General features: G+C 68.1%; 15 protein-coding genes. 13 read left to right on the top strand and 2 right to left on the bottom strand.

The window, feature by feature from the left end:
- The first annotated feature begins 32 nt into the window (after positions 1-32).
- The 12 genes from nuoL to HNR01_RS14320 all read left to right on the top strand — a co-directional run bounded on the left by nuoL (position 33) and on the right by HNR01_RS14320 (position 17730).
- The gene (nuoL, locus tag HNR01_RS14375) at positions 33-2159 is read left to right on the top strand and encodes an NADH-quinone oxidoreductase subunit L (protein ID WP_183668214.1); all 2127 of its coding nucleotides are present in this window, start codon (positions 33-35) and stop codon (positions 2157-2159) included.
- Entirely contained in the window at positions 2159-3742 is a 1584-nt protein-coding gene (locus HNR01_RS14370; RefSeq protein ID WP_183668212.1) for an NADH-quinone oxidoreductase subunit M, read from the top strand. Before nuoL ends, HNR01_RS14370 begins: the two co-directional genes overlap by 1 nt.
- Positions 3739-5178 (top strand): NADH-quinone oxidoreductase subunit NuoN, encoded by a 1440-nt coding sequence (gene nuoN / locus HNR01_RS14365; protein WP_017486710.1) that lies wholly within the window; start codon positions 3739-3741, stop codon positions 5176-5178. The genes HNR01_RS14370 and nuoN overlap by 4 nt, the downstream gene beginning before the upstream one ends.
- 6 nt (positions 5179-5184) lie before the next feature.
- Entirely contained in the window at positions 5185-6075 is an 891-nt protein-coding gene (locus tag HNR01_RS14360) for a biotin--[acetyl-CoA-carboxylase] ligase (RefSeq protein WP_183668210.1), read from the top strand.
- Positions 6076-6094: 19 nt separating this feature from the next.
- Positions 6095-7768, top strand: a complete 1674-nt coding sequence (locus tag HNR01_RS14355; RefSeq protein WP_017486708.1) for a ribonuclease J — start codon at positions 6095-6097, stop codon at positions 7766-7768.
- A 132-nt stretch (positions 7769-7900) separates the two neighbouring features.
- The gene (gene mce / locus HNR01_RS14350; RefSeq protein WP_017486707.1) at positions 7901-8305 is read left to right on the top strand and encodes a methylmalonyl-CoA epimerase; all 405 of its coding nucleotides are present in this window, start codon (positions 7901-7903) and stop codon (positions 8303-8305) included.
- 70 nt (positions 8306-8375) lie between these two features.
- Complete coding sequence (locus HNR01_RS14345) at positions 8376-8714, top strand: DUF1467 family protein (protein WP_183668208.1); 339 nt, start codon at positions 8376-8378, stop codon at positions 8712-8714.
- Between the two features lie 475 nt (positions 8715-9189).
- Positions 9190-10515, top strand: coding sequence for a proline--tRNA ligase (gene proS, locus HNR01_RS14340; RefSeq protein ID WP_017486705.1), 1326 nt, complete (start codon positions 9190-9192; stop codon positions 10513-10515).
- A gap of 12 nt (positions 10516-10527) precedes the next feature.
- A complete protein-coding gene (locus HNR01_RS14335; RefSeq protein ID WP_017486704.1) occupies positions 10528-11847 on the top strand; it encodes a lipoprotein-releasing ABC transporter permease subunit in 1320 nt (439 codons plus the stop codon).
- Positions 11848-11861: 14 nt separating this feature from the next.
- Positions 11862-12572, top strand: a complete 711-nt coding sequence (locus tag HNR01_RS14330; RefSeq protein WP_017486703.1) for an ABC transporter ATP-binding protein — start codon at positions 11862-11864, stop codon at positions 12570-12572.
- Positions 12573-13184: 612 nt separating this feature from the next.
- Entirely contained in the window at positions 13185-16706 is a 3522-nt protein-coding gene (gene dnaE / locus HNR01_RS14325; RefSeq protein WP_183668206.1) for a DNA polymerase III subunit alpha, read from the top strand.
- Positions 16707-16944: 238 nt separating this feature from the next.
- Positions 16945-17730, top strand: coding sequence for a lytic murein transglycosylase (locus HNR01_RS14320; RefSeq protein ID WP_153875597.1), 786 nt, complete (start codon positions 16945-16947; stop codon positions 17728-17730).
- Between the two features lie 106 nt (positions 17731-17836).
- Here the strand turns inward: HNR01_RS14320 and HNR01_RS14315 are convergent, their stop codons facing one another.
- Together HNR01_RS14315 and HNR01_RS14310 are read right to left on the bottom strand one after the other, a co-directional pair.
- Positions 17837-18532 carry a gamma-glutamylcyclotransferase gene (locus HNR01_RS14315; RefSeq protein WP_017486700.1) on the bottom strand — a complete coding sequence of 232 codons (696 nt, stop codon included), beginning with the start codon at positions 18530-18532 and terminating at the stop codon, positions 17837-17839.
- A 255-nt stretch (positions 18533-18787) separates the two neighbouring features.
- Positions 18788-19180, bottom strand: coding sequence for a hypothetical protein (locus HNR01_RS14310; protein WP_017486699.1), 393 nt, complete (start codon positions 19178-19180; stop codon positions 18788-18790).
- 127 nt (positions 19181-19307) lie between these two features.
- Between HNR01_RS14310 and recO the strand changes: the two genes are divergently transcribed.
- Entirely contained in the window at positions 19308-20051 is a 744-nt protein-coding gene (recO, locus tag HNR01_RS14305) for a DNA repair protein RecO (RefSeq protein WP_017486698.1), read from the top strand.
- The last annotated feature ends 8 nt before the right edge of the window (positions 20052-20059 follow it).

Raw genomic sequence — 20059 nt, 5'->3', positions numbered from 1 at the left:
TTCGTCCGCCTGCTGCGAGGCACGACCGACCCATGTATCACGCGATCGTCTTCTTTCCGCTGATCGGTGCCCTGATCGCCGGCCTGTTCGGCCGGTTCATCGGCGCGCGGATGAGCGAGCTCGTGACCACGGGCTGCCTTGCCTTCGCGGCCCTGCTGTCCTGGGGCGCCTTCTTCCTCGTCACCGGCGATGGCCGCGCCGAGACCGTGCCCGTCGCGCAATGGTTCAGCGCCGGCGGCCTGACCGTAGACTGGGCCTTCAAGGTCGATACGCTGACCGCGGTGATGCTCGTCGTCGTGACCTCGGTCTCGACCCTCGTGCACCTCTACTCCATCGGCTACATGCACGAGGATCCGCACCGGCCGCGCTTCTTCGCCTACCTGTCGCTGTTCACCTTCGCCATGCTGATGCTGGTGACGGCCGACAACCTCGTGCAGATGTTCTTCGGCTGGGAAGGCGTCGGCCTCGCGAGCTACCTGCTGATCGGCTTCTGGTACGAGAAGCCCTCGGCCAACGCCGCGGCGATGAAGGCCTTCATCGTCAACCGCGTCGGCGATTTCGGCTTCTCGCTCGGCATCTTCCTCGTCTTCGTGCTCACCGGCTCGGTCGGGTTCGACGCGATCTTTGCCAAGGCCCCAGAGCTGAAGGACGCGACCTTCCACTTCCTCGGCCACGAGTGGCACGCCCTGACGCTCGCCTGCCTGCTGCTGTTCATGGGCGCCATGGGCAAGTCGGCGCAGTTCCTGCTGCACACCTGGCTCCCCGACGCGATGGAGGGCCCGACTCCGGTCTCGGCGCTGATCCACGCCGCGACCATGGTGACCGCCGGCGTGTTCATGGTCGCGCGGCTGTCGCCGCTGTTCGAGCTGGCTCCGACCGCGCTCACCGTCGTCACCGTCATCGGCGGCATCACCGCCTTCTTCGCGGCGACCGTCGGCCTCGTGCAGAACGACATCAAGCGGGTCATCGCCTACTCGACCTGCTCACAGCTCGGCTACATGTTCGTCGGCCTCGGCGTCGGCGCCTACGCCACCGGCGTGTTCCACCTCTTCACCCACGCCTTCTTCAAGGCGCTGCTGTTCCTCGGCGCCGGCTCGGTCATCCACGCGATGCACCACGAGCAGGACATGCGGAACATGGGGGGCCTGCGCCGCTACATCCCCTTCACCACGGCGATGATGACGATCGGCACGATCGCGCTGATCGGCTTCCCCTTCACCTCCGGCTACTACTCCAAGGACGCAATCATCGAGGCGGCCTACATGTCGGACCGCCCCGGCCACGTCCTGGCGTTCCTCGCCACCGTGATCGCCGCGCTGATGACCTCGTTCTACTCCTGGCGCCTGTTCTTCCTCACCTTCGAGGGACCGCAGCGCTGGGTCGCGCACGGCGCCCACGGTCACGACGATCACGCGCATGCCGCGGAGGATCATGCCCATGCGGCGATCGCCCATGCCGCCTCGTCCCACCAGGCCGACGGCGCGCCGGGGCATCACGAGGGCGTCGCCCACGATGACAAGGGTCACGACGTCGAGCCCGCCTCGCACAGCGCTATCGAGCACCACGACGACCACGCCCACACGCCGCACGAGAGCCCGCTCGTGATGACGATCCCGCTGGGCATCCTGGCCTTTGGCGCCCTGTTCGCGGGCCTGATCTTCAAGGAGCGCTTCATCGGGCACGACATGGACAAGTTCTGGGGCCACGCGCTCCCGCACGGCTCCGGCAACGACATCATGCACAAGATCCACGATGCGCCGGGCTGGGTCGCCGCCTCGCCCTTCGTGATGCTGGTGCTCGGCTTCCTCCTGGCCTTCTGGATGTATATCCGCCGGCCCGAGATACCGCACCGCCTCGCGGAATCGCAGCCGATCCTGTACCGCTTCCTGCTCAACAAGTGGTACTTCGACGAGATCTACGACCGGATCTTCGTGCGGCCGGCCAAGAACTTCGGCCTGTTCCTCTGGAAGGAGGGCGATGGCCGCATCATCGACGGCTTCGGCCCGAACGGCATCTCCGCCCGGGTCGTGGACATCACCCGTGGCGTGGTCCGCCTCCAGACCGGCTACGTCTACCACTACGCCTTCGTGATGCTCGTCGGGGTCGCCGGCCTGATCACGTGGTACCTCGTCTCCGGCGTGCCTGGGGGGACCCACTGATGCTCGGCCTCGGCATTCTCTCCGGGCTCCTGATCGTTCCGCTCGCGGGCGCCGCCTTCATCCTGACCCTGGGTGAGGAGACGGCGGCGGTGAAGCGGAACGCCCGCTGGGCCGCGCTGATCACGACCGTCGTCACCTTCCTGCTCTCGCTGGTCGCCTGGGCCCGCTACGACATCGCGTCCCCGACCTTCCAGCTCGTCGAGAGCCATGCCTGGCTCGCCGAGACGATCCGGTTCAAGCTCGGCGTCGACGGCTTCTCGATGCCGCTGATCCTGCTGACCACCTTCCTGATGCCGTTCTGCATCGGGGCGTCGTGGCTCTCCGTCGAGAACCGGGTCAAGGAGTACTTCGTCGCCTTCCTGGTGCTGGAAACGACGATGATCGGCGTGTTCTGCGCCCTCGACCTCGTGCTGTTCTACCTGTTCTTCGAGGCAGGCCTGATCCCGATGTTCCTCATCATCGGAATCTGGGGCGGCAAGCGGCGCATCTACGCCAGCTTCAAATTCTTCCTCTACACCCTGCTCGGCTCGGTGCTGATGCTGCTCGCCATCATGGCGATGTACTGGGAGGCCGGCACCACCGACATCCCGACGCTCCTGCAGCACCGCTTCCCCGTCGGGCTGCAATGGTGGCTGTGGCTCGCCTTCTTCGCCTCCTTCGCGGTGAAGATGCCGATGTGGCCGGTCCATACCTGGCTCCCCGACGCCCACGTCGAGGCGCCGACGGCGGGCTCGGTGATCCTGGCCGGCATCCTGCTCAAGATGGGCGGCTACGGCTTCATCCGGATCTCGCTGCCGATGCTGCCGGACGCCTCCGCCTCCTTCGCGCCGCTCGTCTTCGCGCTGTCGGTGATCGCGATCATCTTCACCTCGCTCACCGCGATGATGCAGACCGACATCAAGAAGCTGATCGCCTACTCGTCGGTGGCGCATATGGGCTTCGTGACGCTCGGCCTGTTCACCCTGAACGAGCAGGGCATCCAGGGCGCGTTGTTCCTGATGATCTCCCACGGCATCGTCTCGGGCGCGCTCTTCCTCTGCGTCGGCGTCGTCTACGACCGGATGCACACCCGCGAGATCGCGGCCTATGGCGGCCTCGTGAAGCGGATGCCGCTCTACGCCGCGGCGATGATGGTCTTCACCATGGCCAATGTCGGCCTGCCGGGCACGTCGGGCTTCGTCGGCGAGTTCCTGGCGATGATGGGCGCCTTCCGCGCCAACCCGACGGTGGCCTTCTTCTCGGTCTTCGGCATCATCCTCTCGGCCGGCTACGCCCTGTGGCTCTACGCCCGAGTGATCTACGGGAAGCTCGACAAGCCGAACCTCCAGGGCATCCTCGACCTCGACACGCGCGAGAAGATCATCATCGCGCCGCTCGTCGCGCTGACGATCTGGTACGGCGTCCACCCGGCCCCCGTGCTCGACACCTTCGCGCCCTCCACCGAGGCGCTGATGCAGAACATGCGTACGGCGCTCGCCAACACGCAGACCGCGGAAGCCGCAGCCAAGGCGGCGAAGCTCGCCGCAGCCGAGAAAATGGCTGGACCCGAGTCCCAGAAAACCGTCGAGGCCGCCGCGCGATGACCCCGATCCAGTCCGTCCTGCCGGCGATCACGCCGGTCCTGCCGGAGATCGTCCTGAGCGTCGGCGCTCTGCTGCTCGTGCTCTACGGGGCGTGGCGCGGCGAGCGTTCGTCCGAGGGCGTGAATGTCGGCGCGCTGATCCTCCTGATCTTCACCTTCTTCCTCGTCGTCTCGCAGACGGGCAACGTGACGACGCTGAACGGCGCCTTCATCGCCGACCCCTTCGCGCGGGTGATGAAGTCGCTGATCCTGATCGGCTCGGCGGCGACGATCCTGCTCTCGCGGGACTATTTCCAGCGCGAGCGCATCGACCGGTTCGAGTACCCGATCCTGATCGTGCTCTGCACCATCGGCATGATGGTGATGGCTTCGGCCAACGATCTGATCTCGCTCTATCTCGGGCTGGAGTTGCAGTCCCTTGCCGCCTACGTCATCGCCGCCTTCCACCGCGACGACGTGAAGTCCACGGAAGCCGGCCTGAAGTACTTCGTGCTCGGTGCGCTCTCCTCCGGCATGCTGCTCTACGGCGCCTCGCTGGTCTACGGCTTCACCGGCACGGTCTCGTTCCCCGGCATCGTCACGGCGCTCAACGGTCCGACGAGCTTCGGCATCGTGCTCGGCATCGTGTTCGTGGCCGCCGGCGTCGCCTTCAAGCTCGCGGCGGTCCCGTTCCACATGTGGACGCCGGACGTCTACGAGGGCTCGCCGACGCCGGTCACCGCCTTCTTCGGCTCCGCGCCGAAGGTCGCCGCCATGGCGATGACGGTGCGCGTCTTCATCGGCGCCTTCCCCGACGTCACGGCGGTCTGGCAGCAGATCATCGTGTTCGTCTCGATCGCCTCCATGGCGCTGGGCTCCTTCGCCGCGATCGGTCAGCGCAACATCAAGCGCCTGATGGCCTATTCCTCCATCGGCAATGTCGGCTACGCCCTGATCGGCCTCGCCGCCGGCTCGGAGGAGGGCGTGCGCGGTGTGATCGTCTACATGGTGATCTACCTCGCCATGACGCTCGGCGCCTTCGCGGTGCTGCTGTCCCTGCGCCGCAAGGACACGATGTTCGAGACGATCGACGATCTCTCGGGCCTCTCGCGCACTCATCCGTGGCTGGCCTTCTGCCTCGCCGCAATGATGTTCTCGCTGGCCGGCATCCCGCCTTTGGCCGGGTTCTTCGCGAAGTTTTACGTCTTCGCCGCCGCGATCCAGGCGGGGCTGGTGACGCTCGCCGTGGTCGGTGTCGTGACCTCCGTCGTCGGCGCCTTCTACTACCTGCGCCTCGTCAAGGTGATGTACTTCGACGAGGCCAAGGCGCCCTACGAGCGGATCGCTCCGGGCTCGGCGATCGTGCTCGGCGTCTCGAGCGCCGTCGTGGTGCTGTTCTTCCTCGTCCCGGCCCCGCTTGTCGCGGCGGCGGGCGACGCCGCCCGGGCGCTGTTCTAAAGGCGGATGCAGTTCCGCTTAAGCCAAGCGGCCCGGTCCGAGGGACACCGGCTCCACAGCCACGACCGGCTCGATTCGACCAACAGCGAGGCGCTGCGCCTCGCCCAGGAGGGCGAGGCGGGCCCGCTCTGGGTGACGACCCGCCGCCAGGAGGCCGGCCGTGGCCGCCGCGGCAATGCCTGGACCTCGCCGGAGGGCAACCTCGCCGCGAGCCTGCTGCTGCCGGTGGCAGGGGTCGCGCCGGAGATGATCGCGACCCTGGGGTTCGTGGCCGGTGTGGCGCTGGTCGATGCGATCAGGGATTGCTGTCGTCTGAGCCCCTCTTCCGGCACACGGAGTGAGGGGTGCGACGACGAGGTCGCCGAAGCCCTCACTCCGCAAGCGGAACGAGGAGATGCGCTGCTGCCGCAGGGCATTGCTTGCGCCTCCGATACCATCCATCTGAAATGGCCGAACGACGTTCTCGCGGGCGGTGCGAAGCTCGCGGGCATCCTGCTCGAGGCCGAGACGCTGCCGGGCGGGCGGCGCGCCGTCGTCGTCGGTTTCGGTGTGAACGTCGCGGCCGCGCCCGAAGGCTTGCCCTATCCGGCGGTGGCGCTCGCGTCGTTTTCCGCGGCGGATGCGCCGATGCTCTTCGAAATCCTGTCGGAACGGTTTGTCGAAGCCGTCCGGATCTGGAACAAGGGGCGCGGATTCTCGAATATCCGGCGGCGGTGGCTGGAGCGCGCGGCGGGGGTAGGAGCCCCCGTTTCGGTTCGCATGGCCGAGGCCACGCTGACGGGCATCTTTGAAACGATCGACGAGGGGGGGCGGCTCGTGATCCTCGCCCCGGACGGAACCCGACGAACCGTGACGGCGGGCGAGGTGCATTTCGGAAGTGCCGCGACGGCGGCCTGAGACTGGATAGACGGACAAGATGACGACACGGCAGGACGAACTCGTCTTCGTGCCGCTCGGCGGCGTGGGCGAGATCGGGATGAATGCGGGCCTCTACGGGATCGGACCGGAGCGGCAGCGCAAATGGATCATGGTCGATTGCGGAATGGGTTTTGCCGGCGAGGAAGGGCTGCCGGGCGTCGACCTGATGTTCCCCGACCTCACCTTCATCGAGGAGCGCAAGAAGGATCTCCTGGGCATCTTCATCACCCACGCGCACGAGGACCATATCGGCGCGATCTCGGAGCTGTGGCCGCGGCTCAAGGCTCCGGTCTACGCCACGCGTTTCGCCAAGCAGCTTCTGGAAACCCGCCGCCTCTCCGAGCCCGGCGCGCCGAAGGTCGATCTGCGCGAGATCAAGCCGGGCCGGCGCGTCACGGTCGGGCCGTTCGAGATCGAGTTCGTGCCGGTGGCGCATTCGATCCCCGAGTCGAACGCGGTGGCGATCCGCACCGAGCACGGCCTCGTGCTGCATACCGGTGACTGGAAGCTCGACGACACGCCGGTGGCCGGCGACTCGACCTCGCCGGAGGCCTTCACCGCGCTCGGCGACGAGGGCATCTTGGCGCTCGTCTGCGACTCGACCAACGTGCTGCGCGAGGGCCGTTCGCCGAGCGAGGCCGAGGTCTCGGCGACCCTGCGCAAGCTGATCGAGAACGCGCCGCACCGCGTCGCGGTGACGACTTTCGCCTCCAACGTCGCCCGCATCCGTGCGGTGGCGGAGGCCGCCCAGGCCTGCGGCCGTCAGGTCATCGCGGTTGGGCGGGCCATGGACCGGGTCATCGATGTCGCCCGCGAATGCGGCTACCTCGACGGTCTGCCGGACTTCCTCACGGCCGATTCCTACTCCCACGTCCCGCGCGACAAGGTCGTCTGCCTGCTCACGGGCTCGCAGGGCGAACCGCGGGCGGCCATGTCGCGGGTCTCGCGCCACGACCATCCGGCAATCTCGCTGACCGCCGGCGACCGGGTGATCTTCTCCTCGCGCGCCATCCCCGGCAACGAGCGGGACGTCGGCGCCATCATCAACGACCTGATCGAGGACGGCATCGAGGTCATCACCGACCGCACCGAACTCGTCCACGTCTCCGGCCATCCCCGCCGCGAGGAGATGGTGGCGATGTATTCGTGGACCCGGCCGAAGGCGGTGGTGCCCGTCCATGGCGAGGCCCTGCATCTCGACGAGCACGCGCGTTTCGCCCGCTCGCAGGGCGTCGAGACCGTGGTGAAGGCCCGTAACGGCGCGGTCGTGCGCCTCGCGCCGGGCAAGCCGGAGGTGGTCGAGCACGTCCGCGCCGGCCGGCTCTACAAGGACGGCAACGTCCTCATCGACGCCAAGGACCGGGCGATCCCCGAGCGGCGCAAGCTCGCCCAGACCGGCATCGTCTCCGTGGCGCTCGCCATCGACGAGCGTGGCGAGATGGCCGGCGAGCCGGCGGTGGACATCATGGGACTGCCCAATCGCGGCCGCGACGGCGAGCCCCTGCTCGACACCGTCGTCGATACGGTCAACCGGACGATCAACGGCCTGTCGCGCGGCAAGATGAAGGACTCGGAGGCCGTGGAGATCGCGGTCGATCGCGCCGTGCGCTCCGCCGTCAACGAGGTCTGGGGCAAGAAGCCCGCCTGCCACGTGCAGGTTGTGGAGGTGTGATAGGCTCTCCCGTCGTGGCGAGGTGAGGCCGAAGCAATCCAGCGCTCCGCGCGTCCGGAGATCGCGCGCCGCTGGATCGCTTCGCTGCCGCTCGCAGCGACGGGATCGGGTTCGGGCAGGGAGGAGACAAGAATGATCGGACGGCTCAATCACGTCGCCATCGCGGTGAAGGACCTCGATGCGGCGACCGCGGTCTACCGCGACACGCTCGGCGCCAAGGTGACCGAGCCGCTGCCGCAGCCGGAGCACGGCGTGACGGTGGTGTTCGTGGAACTGCCCAACAGCAAGGTCGAGCTGATGTCGCCGCTTGGCGAGAACTCGACCATCCAGGGCTTCGTCGACAAGAACCCGGCCGGGGGCATCCATCACGTCTGCTACGAGGTGGAGGACATCATCGCCGCCCGTGACCAGATGAAGGCGGCCGGCGCGCGTGTGCTCGGCACCGGCGAGCCGAAGATCGGCGCCCACGGCAAGCCGGTGATCTTTCTCCATCCCAAGGACTTCCTCGGGACGCTGGTAGAGCTGGAGCAGGTCTGAGAAGCCGCGTCCGATTGAAATTCCTTCGGCCGGGCGCAGGCCCGGCCGTTCCCCCGGCTGTTCGAAAACGATGTCCCGCTCGCTTCTTCGCACCCTGACCGCCTCGACTCCGCTGACCCTGCTGGCGGTGGCCGTGCTGATCGCGCTGTTCGCGACGGTGGCCGTCAAGGGGTTCGAACTGACGGTATTCGGCGCCCTGGCGCTCTACTTCGTCCTGTGGTGGACCTTCCTGTTCGCGATCCTGCCGCTGGGCAATGCCGCCGAGGCCGACCCGCAGCGGATCGTGCCCGGTCAGGATCCAGGCGCACCTGCGAGCCCGCGCCTGCGCGAGAAGGCCCTGCTGACGACTCTCCTGGCCGCCGTGGCGTTCTTCGCGGCGCTGCTGATCTTCCCGTTGGCCCGCCTGTAGCGGCGAAAGCTGCACGTCGCCCGGGGCTGGATATCGAGCCAACTACGGGGCGAGTTCGGTGCAAAAACAAAAAGCAAGGCACGAGGCCTTGCTTTGGAAAACCGAAGTATTTTTCAGCCTGATTTATGTCGCGCATTGCTTGCGGCGCGTTGGCTGATTGTTCCTCCCAAGACTCGGACCGTGCGCTGCCTCGTGGGCTGCGACCATCACGGCGCTGCTTATAGGAAGAAGATTTCTCTTTGTCATCAGGCCAGAGACGGTTCGCGGCGCTTTTTTGCAAGACACGCGGCAAACGGCCTTCTTACCCGGCCAACGACGCTGTCCGCCGGCGCTTCGCCGGCTTCGTTCCGCCGTATTGCAGGCCGATCCTGTGTTCGCCGGGCGCTTGTGTTTTGCGGGGGCAATGTGTTGTGTCCCCCTGCACGCTGGCCTAGCTCCTCCGCTGGCCGCGCCTGCCCTCTTCCAAGGTCCAACGATGCGTCTCTCCCGCTACTTCCTGCCGATCCTGCGCGAGACGCCCAAGGAAGCGGAGATCATCTCGCATCGCCTGATGTTGCGTGCCGGCATGATCCGCCAGGAGGCGGCCGGCATCTACGCGTGGCTGCCGCTGGGTCTGCGCGTCCTCAACAAGGTCTGCGACGTGATCCGCGCCGAGCAGGATCGCGCGGGCGCCATCGAAATCCTGATGCCGACGATCCAGGCGGCCGATCTCTGGCGCGAGTCCGGCCGCTACGAGGCCTACGGCAAGGAGATGCTGCGGTTGAAGGACCGGCACGAGCGTGACCTGCTCTACGGCCCGACGGCGGAAGAGGTCGTGACCGAGATCTTCCGCGCGAGCGCCCGCTCCTACAAGGACCTGCCGAAGAACCTCTACCAGATCTCGTGGAAGTTCCGCGACGAGGTGCGTCCGCGCTTCGGCACCATGCGCTCGCGCGAGTTCCTGATGAAGGACGGCTACTCGTTCGACCTCGATCAGGCCGCCTCGCGCCACTCCTACAACAAGGTCTTCGTCTCCTATCTCCGCACCTTCGAAAGGCTGGGCCTGCGGGCGATCCCGATGCGCGCCGATACCGGTCCCATCGGCGGCGACCTCAGCCACGAATTCATCATCCTGGCCAAGACCGGCGAGAGCGAGGTCTTCTGCGACCGCGCCTATCTCGACATGCCGGTGCCGCCCCCGTCCGTTGATTTCGACGACGTCCCCGGGCTGCAGGGCGTCGTCGACTCCTGGACCTCGCACTACGCCGCCACCGATGAGATGCACGACGAGGCGGTGTTCGCCGAGGTGCCGGAGGCCTCGCGCCTCTCCGCCCGCGGCATCGAGGTCGGCCACATCTTCTATTTCGGCACCAAGTATTCGACGCCGATGAAGGCGGTCGTCACCGGCCCCGACGGGCAGGAGCGGCCGGTGCATATGGGCTCCTACGGCATCGGCCCGAGCCGGCTCGTGGCGGCGACGATCGAGGCGAGCCACGACGAGGCCGGCATCATCTGGCCGGACGCGATCGCCCCGTTCGACGTGGCGTTGATCAACCTCAAGGTCGGCGACTCCGCCTGCGACGCGGCCTGCGGCGAGATCCAGGCGGCGCTGGAAACCGCCGGCCTCTCGGTGCTCTACGACGATCGCGACGAGAGACCGGGCGCCAAGTTCGCCACCGCCGACCTGATCGGTCTGCCCTGGCAGGTGATCGTCGGCCCGAAGGGCTTGGCGGAGGGCAAGGTCGAGTTGAAGCGCCGCGCCAGCGGGGAGCGCGAGACCCTCGACCCGGTCGATCTGCCCGCCCGGATCCGGCGCGTCTGAGGACCGGCCGCGATGGCGCTCGCGTTGGGTAAGGCTGGTATCTCCCTGCGGGGCGTCCTGGCACGGCTGAAGAACGCCCGCGCGAGCGCGTCGACGCCGCCCTTCGCAGGGTTCGAGTGGATCATCGCCGGCCGCTACCTGCGGGCGCGGCGCCGGGGCGGCGGCGTGTCGGTGGTCGCCCTGTTCTCGGTGCTCGGCATCGCGGTGGGGGTCGCCACCCTCATCATCGTGCTGTCGGTGATGAACGGCTTCCGCACCGAGCTGCGCTCCAAGATCATCGGCCTCAACGGCCACGTCTTCGCCGCGCCGATCGACCGGCTCTTCACCGACTACGTCGATCTCTCCGACCGGCTGGAGAAGGTCGCCGGCGTGCGCGCGGTCGTGCCGATGGTCCAGGGACAGGCCTTCGCCTCCTCGCCCTATGGCGGCTCCGGCGTGCTGGTGCGCGGCGTGCGCGAGGCCGACCTGCCGAAGATCCCGGCGGTCTCCGGCGCCATCAAGAGCGGCACGCTGGAGGGCTTCGACGACGGCCAGGGCGTCGCGCTCGGCAAGAGGCTCGCCGACGCCCTCGGCCTCCAGGCGGGCGATCAGGTGACGCTCTCGACGCCCAAGGGCGCGAGCACCCCGTTCGGCACGGCGCCGCGGACCAAGACCTACACCGTCAAGGCGATCTTCGAGATCGGCGTGACCGATTTCGACACCACCATGGCCTTCATGCCGCTCACCGAGGCGCAGGCCTTCTTCAACCGCGACGGCGATGTCAGCGTGATCGAGATCTATCTCGACGACGCCGACGCGGTCGGCGAGATGCGTGAGCCGCTGGAGATGGCGGCCGAGCGCCCGGTGCTGCTCACCGACTGGCGCCAGACCAACCGCACCTTCTTCGGCGCCCTGGAGGTGGAGCGGAACGTGATGTTCCTCATCCTCAACCTCATCGTGATCGTGGCGACCCTGAACATCATCTCGGGGTTGATCCTGCTCGTGCGCGACAAGTCCTCGGACATCGCGATCCTGCGCACCATGGGCGCGACGCCGGGCACGATCATGCGGGTCTTCCTCATCAACGGAGCGCTGATCGGCCTCGTCGGCACGGCGATCGGTCTGATCGGCGGCGTGCTGTTCACCCTTAACATCAAGCCGATCCAGCGCACCCTGTTTCCCACCGCCTGGGATCCCACCGTGCGCTTCCTTGCCGAGATCCCGGCGGAGATGAACACGAGCGAGGTCGTCATCATCGTGATCACCTCGATCCTGCTGTCGCTGGTGGCGACCCTTTATCCCTCCTGGCGCGCCGCCCGGCTCGATCCGGTGCAGGCCCTGCGCTACGGCTGACGGAACGCCCCGATATGGCTCAGACGAATGCCGGCGCAGCCCAACCGGTGCCGGCCCTGTTCTTCGCGGGCGTCCAGCGCCGCTACCAGCAGGGCGAGGGCGCACTCGAGATCCTGCGCGGCACCGATCTGGCGATCTGGCCGGGCGAGCTGGTCGCCCTGGTGGCCCCTTCGGGCGCCGGCAAGTCGACGCTGCTCCACGTCGCCGGCCTCTTGGAGCGGCCCGACGGCGGCGAGGTCTATATCGGCGGCCAGCCGACGGCGGCGATGTCGGATGCCGAGCGCACCCGCCTGCGGCGCGAGGAGATGGGCTTCGTCTACCAGTTCCACCACCTGCTGCCCGAGTTCTCGGCGCTGGAGAACGTGGTGCTGCCCCAGCTCATCCGCGGCCTCGCCCGCAAGGAGGCCGAGGCCCGCGCCGCCGAGCTCCTGAGCTTCCTCGGACTCAAAGACCGCCTGCCGCACCGCCCGGCCGAACTCTCGGGTGGCGAGCAGCAGCGCGTCGCCATCGCCCGCGCCGTCGCCAATGGTCCGCGCCTGCTGCTCGCCGACGAGCCCACGGGCAACCTCGACCCGCAGACCTCGGGACGGGTCTTCAACATCCTGCTCCAGCTCGTGCGCGCCTCGGGTCTCGCCGCCCTGATCGCGACCCACAACATGGAGCTCGCCGCCCGCATGGATCGCCGGGTGACGATCCGTGACGGAATGATCGAGCAGCTCGGCTAGGGGCGAGCGCCTCGGGTTCGATCCTCAGCCGTCATCGCGTGCGAATGCGAGGCGCCTCGGTGGCGCGGATCCGGAGAGGGCAGGCGCTGGATCGCATCGTATCCGCCTCGCAATAATGGAAAGGGCCTGCCACGCATCGGCACCGAGGCAGGGCGCTCGGCGGCGGTCGGGCGCGGGAGGCTGCAGCCTCACAGTGGCGCTGGCAACACATCGTTCACCATACCGCCGTGTCACCGCGTCCCCAGACTTTACACAGAACAAAACAGGAACAAAAATCACTCCATCAACACGGAGTGGAAGCCATGACCAAGCGCGTGTTCCTTACCAGCGTCGTCGAGTTCACCGCCTTCGGCCTGCTCTTCGGTGCGGTCGCGCTCTGGGCGGTAGCCTTGGCGCCGATCCATTAACGGTCCGCATTCGAGCGCGCTTTGTTCCGGTGCCGGAGGCGTTGCTCACAGGAAATGTCATCAGGCGGGTGGTTTCACACTGGATCACCCGTCCGGACGACGCCGGGTTCGAAGAACGGTGGATATCGCCCGCGGTGCGGCGTGCCGGTGACAGACTCGCAAGGCCTTGAACGGCGATCTTAGGGGGATCCGAACAAGGTCCCTCATGGCGCGCACGCTCAAAGAGGTCGGCTTCGTCCACCTCCACGTTCATTCGTCCTACTCGCTGCTCGAAGGCGGCGTGAAGGTCGCCGACCTCGTCAAGGCGGCGGCCGCCGACCGCCAGCCCGCGCTCGCGCTCACCGACACCAACAACCTGTTCGGCGCGCTGGAATTCTCCGAAAAGGCCGCCGGCACCGGCATCCAGCCGATCGCGGGCCTCCAACTGACGGTCTGCTTCGAGGCGCCCGACCCGATGGCGCGCATGCCGCAGGCGGGCTGCGCCAACATCGTGCTGCTCGCCCAGGACGAGACCGGCTACGGCAACCTGCTTCGGCTGGGCAGCCGGGCCTATTTCGACGGTCCGCTCGGCGCCGCTCCCAACCTCGCCGTCTCGGCCCTGGAGGGCAATGTCGACGGCCTGATCGGCCTCACCGGTGGGCTCACGGGGCCGCTCGATACCAGCCTGCGCGCCGGCCGCGCCGACCAGGCGGCCCGCCGCCTGGAGGTGCTGAAAGGGGCCTTCGGCGAGGAGCGCCTCTACGTCGAGATCCAGCGCCACGGCCTCGACGACGAGCGCGCGGTCGAGCGCGAGCTGCTGCGGCTCGCCGACGGGAACGGCCTCGGCATCGTCGCGACGAACGAGCCGTTCTTCGCCAAGCCCGGCGACTACGACGCCCACGACGCCCTGCTCGCGATCGCGGAGGGCCGCCTCGTCTCCGACGAGCGCCGCCGCCGCCTCACCCCGCGCCACGCCTTCACCACGCGCGCCGAGATGATGGAGCTGTTCCGCGATCTGCCGGACGCGCTCTCGGCCTCCGTCGAGATTGCCATGCGCTGCTCCTATCGGGCGCGCACCCGCAAACCCATCCTGCCGAACTTCGCCAGCGTCGCCGCAGGCGAGGCCCCGCCCATGGCCGAGGTGCTGGCCGAGGCCGCCGAGGCACCGGTCCAGGCGGTCGCCGCCGACGAGCCGACCGAGCTGTGCCGTCAGGCGGAGGCCGGGCTGGACCTGCGCCTCAAGCAGCACGGCACCGCGCCCGGCTTCACCGAGGACGATTACCGGGCACGCCTGAAGTTCGAGCTCGACGTCATCGTCAAGATGAAGTTCCCGGGCTACTTCCTGATCGTCTCGGACTTCATCAAGTGGGCCAAGGACCACGACATTCCCGTCGGCCCGGGTCGCGGCTCGGGCGCTGGCTCGCTGGTGGCGTGGTCGCTCCTCATCACCGACCTCGATCCCCTCCGTTTCGGCCTGCTGTTCGAGCGCTTCCTCAACCCCGAGCGCGTCTCGATGCCGGACTTCGACATCGACTTCTGCGTCGAGGGCCGCGAGCGGGTGATCCGCTACGTGCAGCAGCGCTACGGCGAACGCCAGGTCGGGCAGATCATCACCTTCGGTACGCTCCTCGCCCGCGGCGTGCTGCGCGACGTCGGCCGCGTGCTGGAGATGCCCTACGGGCAGGTCGACAAGCTGACCAAGCTGGTGCCGCAGAACCCGGCCAACCCCGTGACCCTGGCCCAGGCGATCGAGGGCGAGCCGAAGCTGCAGCAGGCGATCGAGGAGGAGCCGATCGTCGCCCGCCTCATCGAGATCTCGAAGAAGCTGGAAGGTCTGCACCGCCACGCCTCGACCCACGCCGCCGGCGTCGTGATCGGCGACCGTCCCCTGGAAGAACTGGTGCCGCTCTACCGAGACCCGAAGACGGGCATGCGGGTGACCCAGTTCAACATGAAGTGGGTCGAACAGGCGGGGCTGGTGAAGTTCGACTTCCTCGGCCTCAAGACCCTCACCATGCTGCGGTGCTGCACCGACCTGTTGAAGCAGCGCGGCATCGAGGTCGATCTCGCCCAGATCCCGTTGGACGACAAGAAGACCTACGAGCCGATGGGGCGCGGTGAGACGGTCGCGGTGTTCCAGGTGGAATCCGCCGGCATGCGCAAGGCGCTGTGCGAGATGCAGGCCGACCGCCTGGAGGACATCATCGCGCTGGTGGCGCTCTACCGGCCGGGCCCGATGGCCAACATCCCGGTCTATTGCGAGCGCAAGCTCGGGCGCGACGCCGGCAACGAGGCGAGCTGGTACCCGCACCCGATGCTCGAGCCGATCCTGCGGGAGACCTTCGGGATCATCGTCTACCAAGAGCAGGTGATGGAGGTCGCCAAGGTTCTCGCGGGCTACACACTCGGCGAGGCCGACATGCTCCGCCGCGCCATGGGCAAGAAGATCAAGGCGGAGATGGACGCCCAGCGCGACCGCTTCGTGAAGGGCTGCCTGGAGAGCGGAATCGCTCAGGCCAAGGCCAACGAGATCTTCGACCTGCTCGCCAAGTTCGCCGATTACGGCTTCAACAAGTCCCACGCGGCGGCCTACGCGCTCGTGACTTACCAGACCGCCTACCTGAAGGCGAACTTTCCCGTCGAGTTCCTGGCCGCGGCCATGACGCTCGACATCGACAACACCGACAAGCTCGCCGAATTCCGCCAGGACGCGCAGCGGCTCAAGATCACGGTCGAGCCGCCCTCGGTGAACACCTCGGGCGTGGTGTTCGACGTCAAGGAAGGGCGCATCCTCTACGCTCTCGCGGCGATCAAGGGAGTCGGCCGCTCGGCGGTGGAATCGATCGTCGCCGCCCGCGGCGACAAGCCGTTCAAGGATCTCGCCTGCTTCGCCCGGCGCCTCAATCCGCGCCACGTCAACAAGCGCACGCTGGAGAACCTGATCGCGGCCGGCGCGCTCGACTGCATCGAGCCCGACCGGGCGCGGGCCTGGGCCGCGGTCGAGCCGATGATGAAGATGGCGCAGGGCGCGGCCGAGGCCGAGACCTCGGGCATCACCGACATGTTCGGCGGCGTCGCCTCGGCGGACGTGGCGCTCCGCATCCCGGCCCACGAGTTCTGGACCCACACGGACAAGCTCAAGCGCGAGTGCGACGCCATCGGCTTCTTCCTCTCGGGCCACCCGCTCGACGAGTACGGGCCGATCCTCGAAAAGCTGCGGGTCCAGTCCTGGGCGGATTTCTGCCGCGCGGTGCGGGCGGGCACGGCCAGCGTCGGGCGGATCGCGGCCTCCGTGCTCGACCGTTCCGAGCGGCGCACCAAGAGCGGCAACAAGCTCGGCATCGTCATCCTCTCGGATCAGACCGGCCACTTCGAGGCGATCATCTTCTCCGAGGGGCTGAACCAGTACCGCGACATCCTCGAACCCGGCCGCCCGCTGGTGCTGACGATCCAGGCGAACCTCGAGGGCGAGGATGTGCGCGCCCGCATCACCACCGCCGAACCCCTCGATCAGGCGGCCGCCCGCCATCAGAAGGGCATGCGCATCTTCCTGCGCGACGACCGGGCCCTGGGTTCGGTGCAGCAGCGCCTGACCCTGCGCGGCGAGGGCGAGGTTTCGCTGATCCTGATTCTCGACGGAGGTGAACGCGAGGTCGAGGTCCGCCTGAAGGACCGCTACCAGGCAACCCCGCAGGTCGCGGGCGCACTGCGCGCCGTGCCGGGCGTGGTGCAGGTCGAGGTGAATTGAGGAGGCCCCGTCCCAACGCTCCGGTAACCAATCCGCGCACCTCCGCAGGATATGGGCGTTGCAGAACCTTTCGTGCCTCATCGCCGCCACAGCTCGGTGATTCTGCCAAGGTAAGGTTCGGCCAAACCCAAGGTGGCCCATGGGGACTCCGATCGGCGGAGTTCGCCCGGCGCCGCGAAGCGGCCGAAGCCCTTCGAATGCCGCGGCGCCGCATGGCCGCCGCACGATGGAGTGTGGGATGACCGGACACGGTTTGAGAATGACGGCCGCCGCCGCCTTGGTGGGGCTGGCCGGCGCCGCGCAGGCGGCGCAGTGCGGCAACACCGCCGCCGGCTTCGAGGCCTGGAAGGACGAGTTCATCGCCGAGGCCAAGGGCCGTGCCAGCCCGTCGGCGCTCGCGGCGCTCGCCAACACCTCCTACTCCACCGCCACCATCTCGGCGGATCGCGGCCAGAAGAGCTTCAAGCTCTCGCTCGACCAGTTCCTGGCCAAGCGCGGCGGCAACACCATCGTCTCCCGCGGGCGTGCCCTCAAGGCTCAGAACGCGGCCCTCTTCGCCTCGATCGAGCAGCGCTACGGCGTGCCGCCGGGCCCCCTGCTGGCGATCTGGGGCATGGAGACCGGCTTCGGCGCGGTGAAGGGCAACGTCAACACCCTCTCGGCGGTGGCGACGCTCGCCTACGATTGCCGCCGCTCGGCCTACTTCACCGATCAGCTCTACGCCGCGCTCAAGCTCGTCGACAGCGGCGTGCTGACGCCGACGACCCGCGGCGCGGCCCACGGCGAGGTCGGCCACACGCAGTTCCTGCCCAAGAACGTCCTGACCTACGGCGTCGGCGGCAGCCTCGACAGCGCTCCGAACGCGCTGAACTCCACCGCGAACTTCCTGAAGGGTCACGGCTGGCAGCGGGGGGCGGGCTATCAGCCCGGCGAGCCGAACTTCGCTGCGATCCAGGGCTGGAACGCGGCCGGCGTCTACCAGCGGGCCATCGCGCTCCTGGGCGCCCGGATCGACGGGCAGTAATCCGTTCGTCACGGCGAGCGGAGCCAAGCCGTCCAGCGGCGCGACCCCGCCGAAAAGGACGACGCCCTGGATCGCTCCGGCTCCGCCCCGCGATGACGGGGCGAGCCTAGGGGCCGGCCGCGTGCCGCTCGCGCAGGCGCTCGGCGACGAGCGCCTGGAGCGACCACAGGTGCCGGTCGTGGATGCCGAGCCGCGCGCAGGCTTCCACGGTGCGGAACAGGTACTCGGCGCTGGGCCCCAGATGTCCGCAGGCCGTCGCGATCTTATGGGCGATCTCTTCGTCGGAAAGCCGTCCGGTGTAGCGGTCGCTCTGCCGGTTCACCATGAAGGTCAGAGCCGTGACCGGCCCGGCTTCCGTTTCCACCGCGACCCAGCGGCCGTCGTAGCCCTTGCCCTTCATCTCCCGCCGCCAGACCGGCATCAGGGTCGCGTGCGGGTCGGTGTCGGCGAGGCGGAAGGCGACGCCGCGGCAGACGCCGCCCCGGTCGAGCCCCAGCACAAGGCCGGGCCTCTCCGGCGTGCCGCGATACCGCCGCTGTAAGAGGCAGAAGCGGCGATGCCAGCCCCGCACCGTGCCGAGCCGCTGCTCGGTGAAGGCGAATTCCGGGCTCCACAGCAGCGAGCCGTAGGCGAACACCCATAAACCACCGTCCGATGAGGCGCGCCGCGCCAGCATCGCTTCGAGTTCGGGCGCGAGGGCGTCGTCGGAGAGCAGTGTCAGCGCATTCGGGTCGTCGGGGACGGTGCCGGGATGGGCACGGGCGATGAGGTCGAGGGACAGCGACAGGGGACGGAGAGCCATTGGGCTGGAGCGGATCACTTTTGGGCGCGCGAGCGCAACCCCTCTGTCACCTCATGTTTGACCGCCCTGTCCCGGCGTCTCTCGACGGCCCTCATGCTGAGGTGCTGCGCCGGCAGCCTCGAAGCACGCCGCGACGTTTCACCGGAGCGGGCGCCGTGGGATCGACCGCTCCGGAGTGCTTCGAGACCGCGCTTCGCTCGGCACCTCAGTATGAGGAGCGAGGAATTTGCCGGCGCAACGCAGGTCGTCAGGCTCTCAGCCGGCTGGCGAATCCAACTCCGAAAACGGCTCGCTGCGGTGCCCTTCGCACACGTCCTCCTCGTCGCGCAGGACGGTGAGCGCGCCGGCCTCCTCCCGTACCACGAGCTTCGGCCGCTCGGGCTTGCCGAAGGTACGGCCCTTCATCCGGGTCGAGACGCAATACAGCCGTCGGCCTCCGTCCTCGAACGGTCCGGCGATCCGGCTGTGTTCGAACCGCACCGGGATCAGCGAGACCGAGCCGAACTCGACCTGGCCGCGGGTGAGCGTCGCGATCCGCTCGCGCACGGGGCCCGTGGTCGTGGCGGTGGAAGGCGGCGCCGCGCGCACCGAGCAGCCGGCCGCTGTCAGGGCCACCGCGAACACCATGCCCCGACGCCCCGCGAACATCGCCGAATCTCCTGTTGCGGGTGAAGGCGTAGCAATTTCCATCAGGCCGGGAAACGGCCCTGCGCCCGCTTCACAGATCAGTGTCCTTCGTGCTCCCGCGGGGCGAAAAAATGCTTATCTCTCTCCCATGCAGTGGACCGACGAAGGCCTCGTGATCGGCCTGCGCAAGCACGGCGAGACCGGGGTTGTGCTCGAACTGATGACGCCGGAGCACGGGCGTCATCTCGGGCTCGTCCATGGCGGGCGCTCGCGGCGGATGCAGCCGATGCTTCAGCCCGGCAACACGCTCCGCGCCACGTGGCGGGCGCGGCTCGACGGGGCGCTCGGCTCCTACGCCGTCGAGCCCCTGACCATGAATGCCTCGCGGCTGATGGGTTCGGGGCTGGCGCTCTACGGAATCGGCCATCTCTCCGCCCTGCTGCGGCTCCTGCCCGAGCGCGACCCGCATCCGGAGCTCTACGAGGCGGTGCAGGTTCTGATGACCCATCTCGACGATCCCGAGATCGCCCCCGCCCTGATGGTGCGGTTCGAAATGGCGCTGCTGGCGAGCCTCGGCTTCGGCCTCGACCTGTCGCATTGCGCGGCGACGGGGGCCAACGACGCGCTGGTCTACGTCTCGCCCAAGAGCGGGCGCGCGGTCAGCGCCTCGGCGGGCGAGCCCTATCGCGACCGGTTGCTGGCCCTGCCGCCCTTCCTGCGCGATCGCGACCAGCCCGGCAGCGGCTGGCGCACGCCCGATGCGGGCGACGTTCGGGAGGGGTTTACCTTGACGGGCTATTTCCTCGATCAGCATGTCTGGCGCCCGCGGGCGCAGGACGCACCGGAGGAGCGGGCACGATTCGTCGCACTCGGCACTGGCCAGAGCGGATGATGTTCGTG

Source organism: Methylorubrum rhodesianum (genome assembly GCF_014199985.1).
Taxonomy (GTDB): domain Bacteria; phylum Pseudomonadota; class Alphaproteobacteria; order Rhizobiales; family Beijerinckiaceae; genus Methylobacterium; species Methylobacterium rhodesianum.
This window is presented reverse-complemented; position numbering and strand designations above follow the sequence as displayed.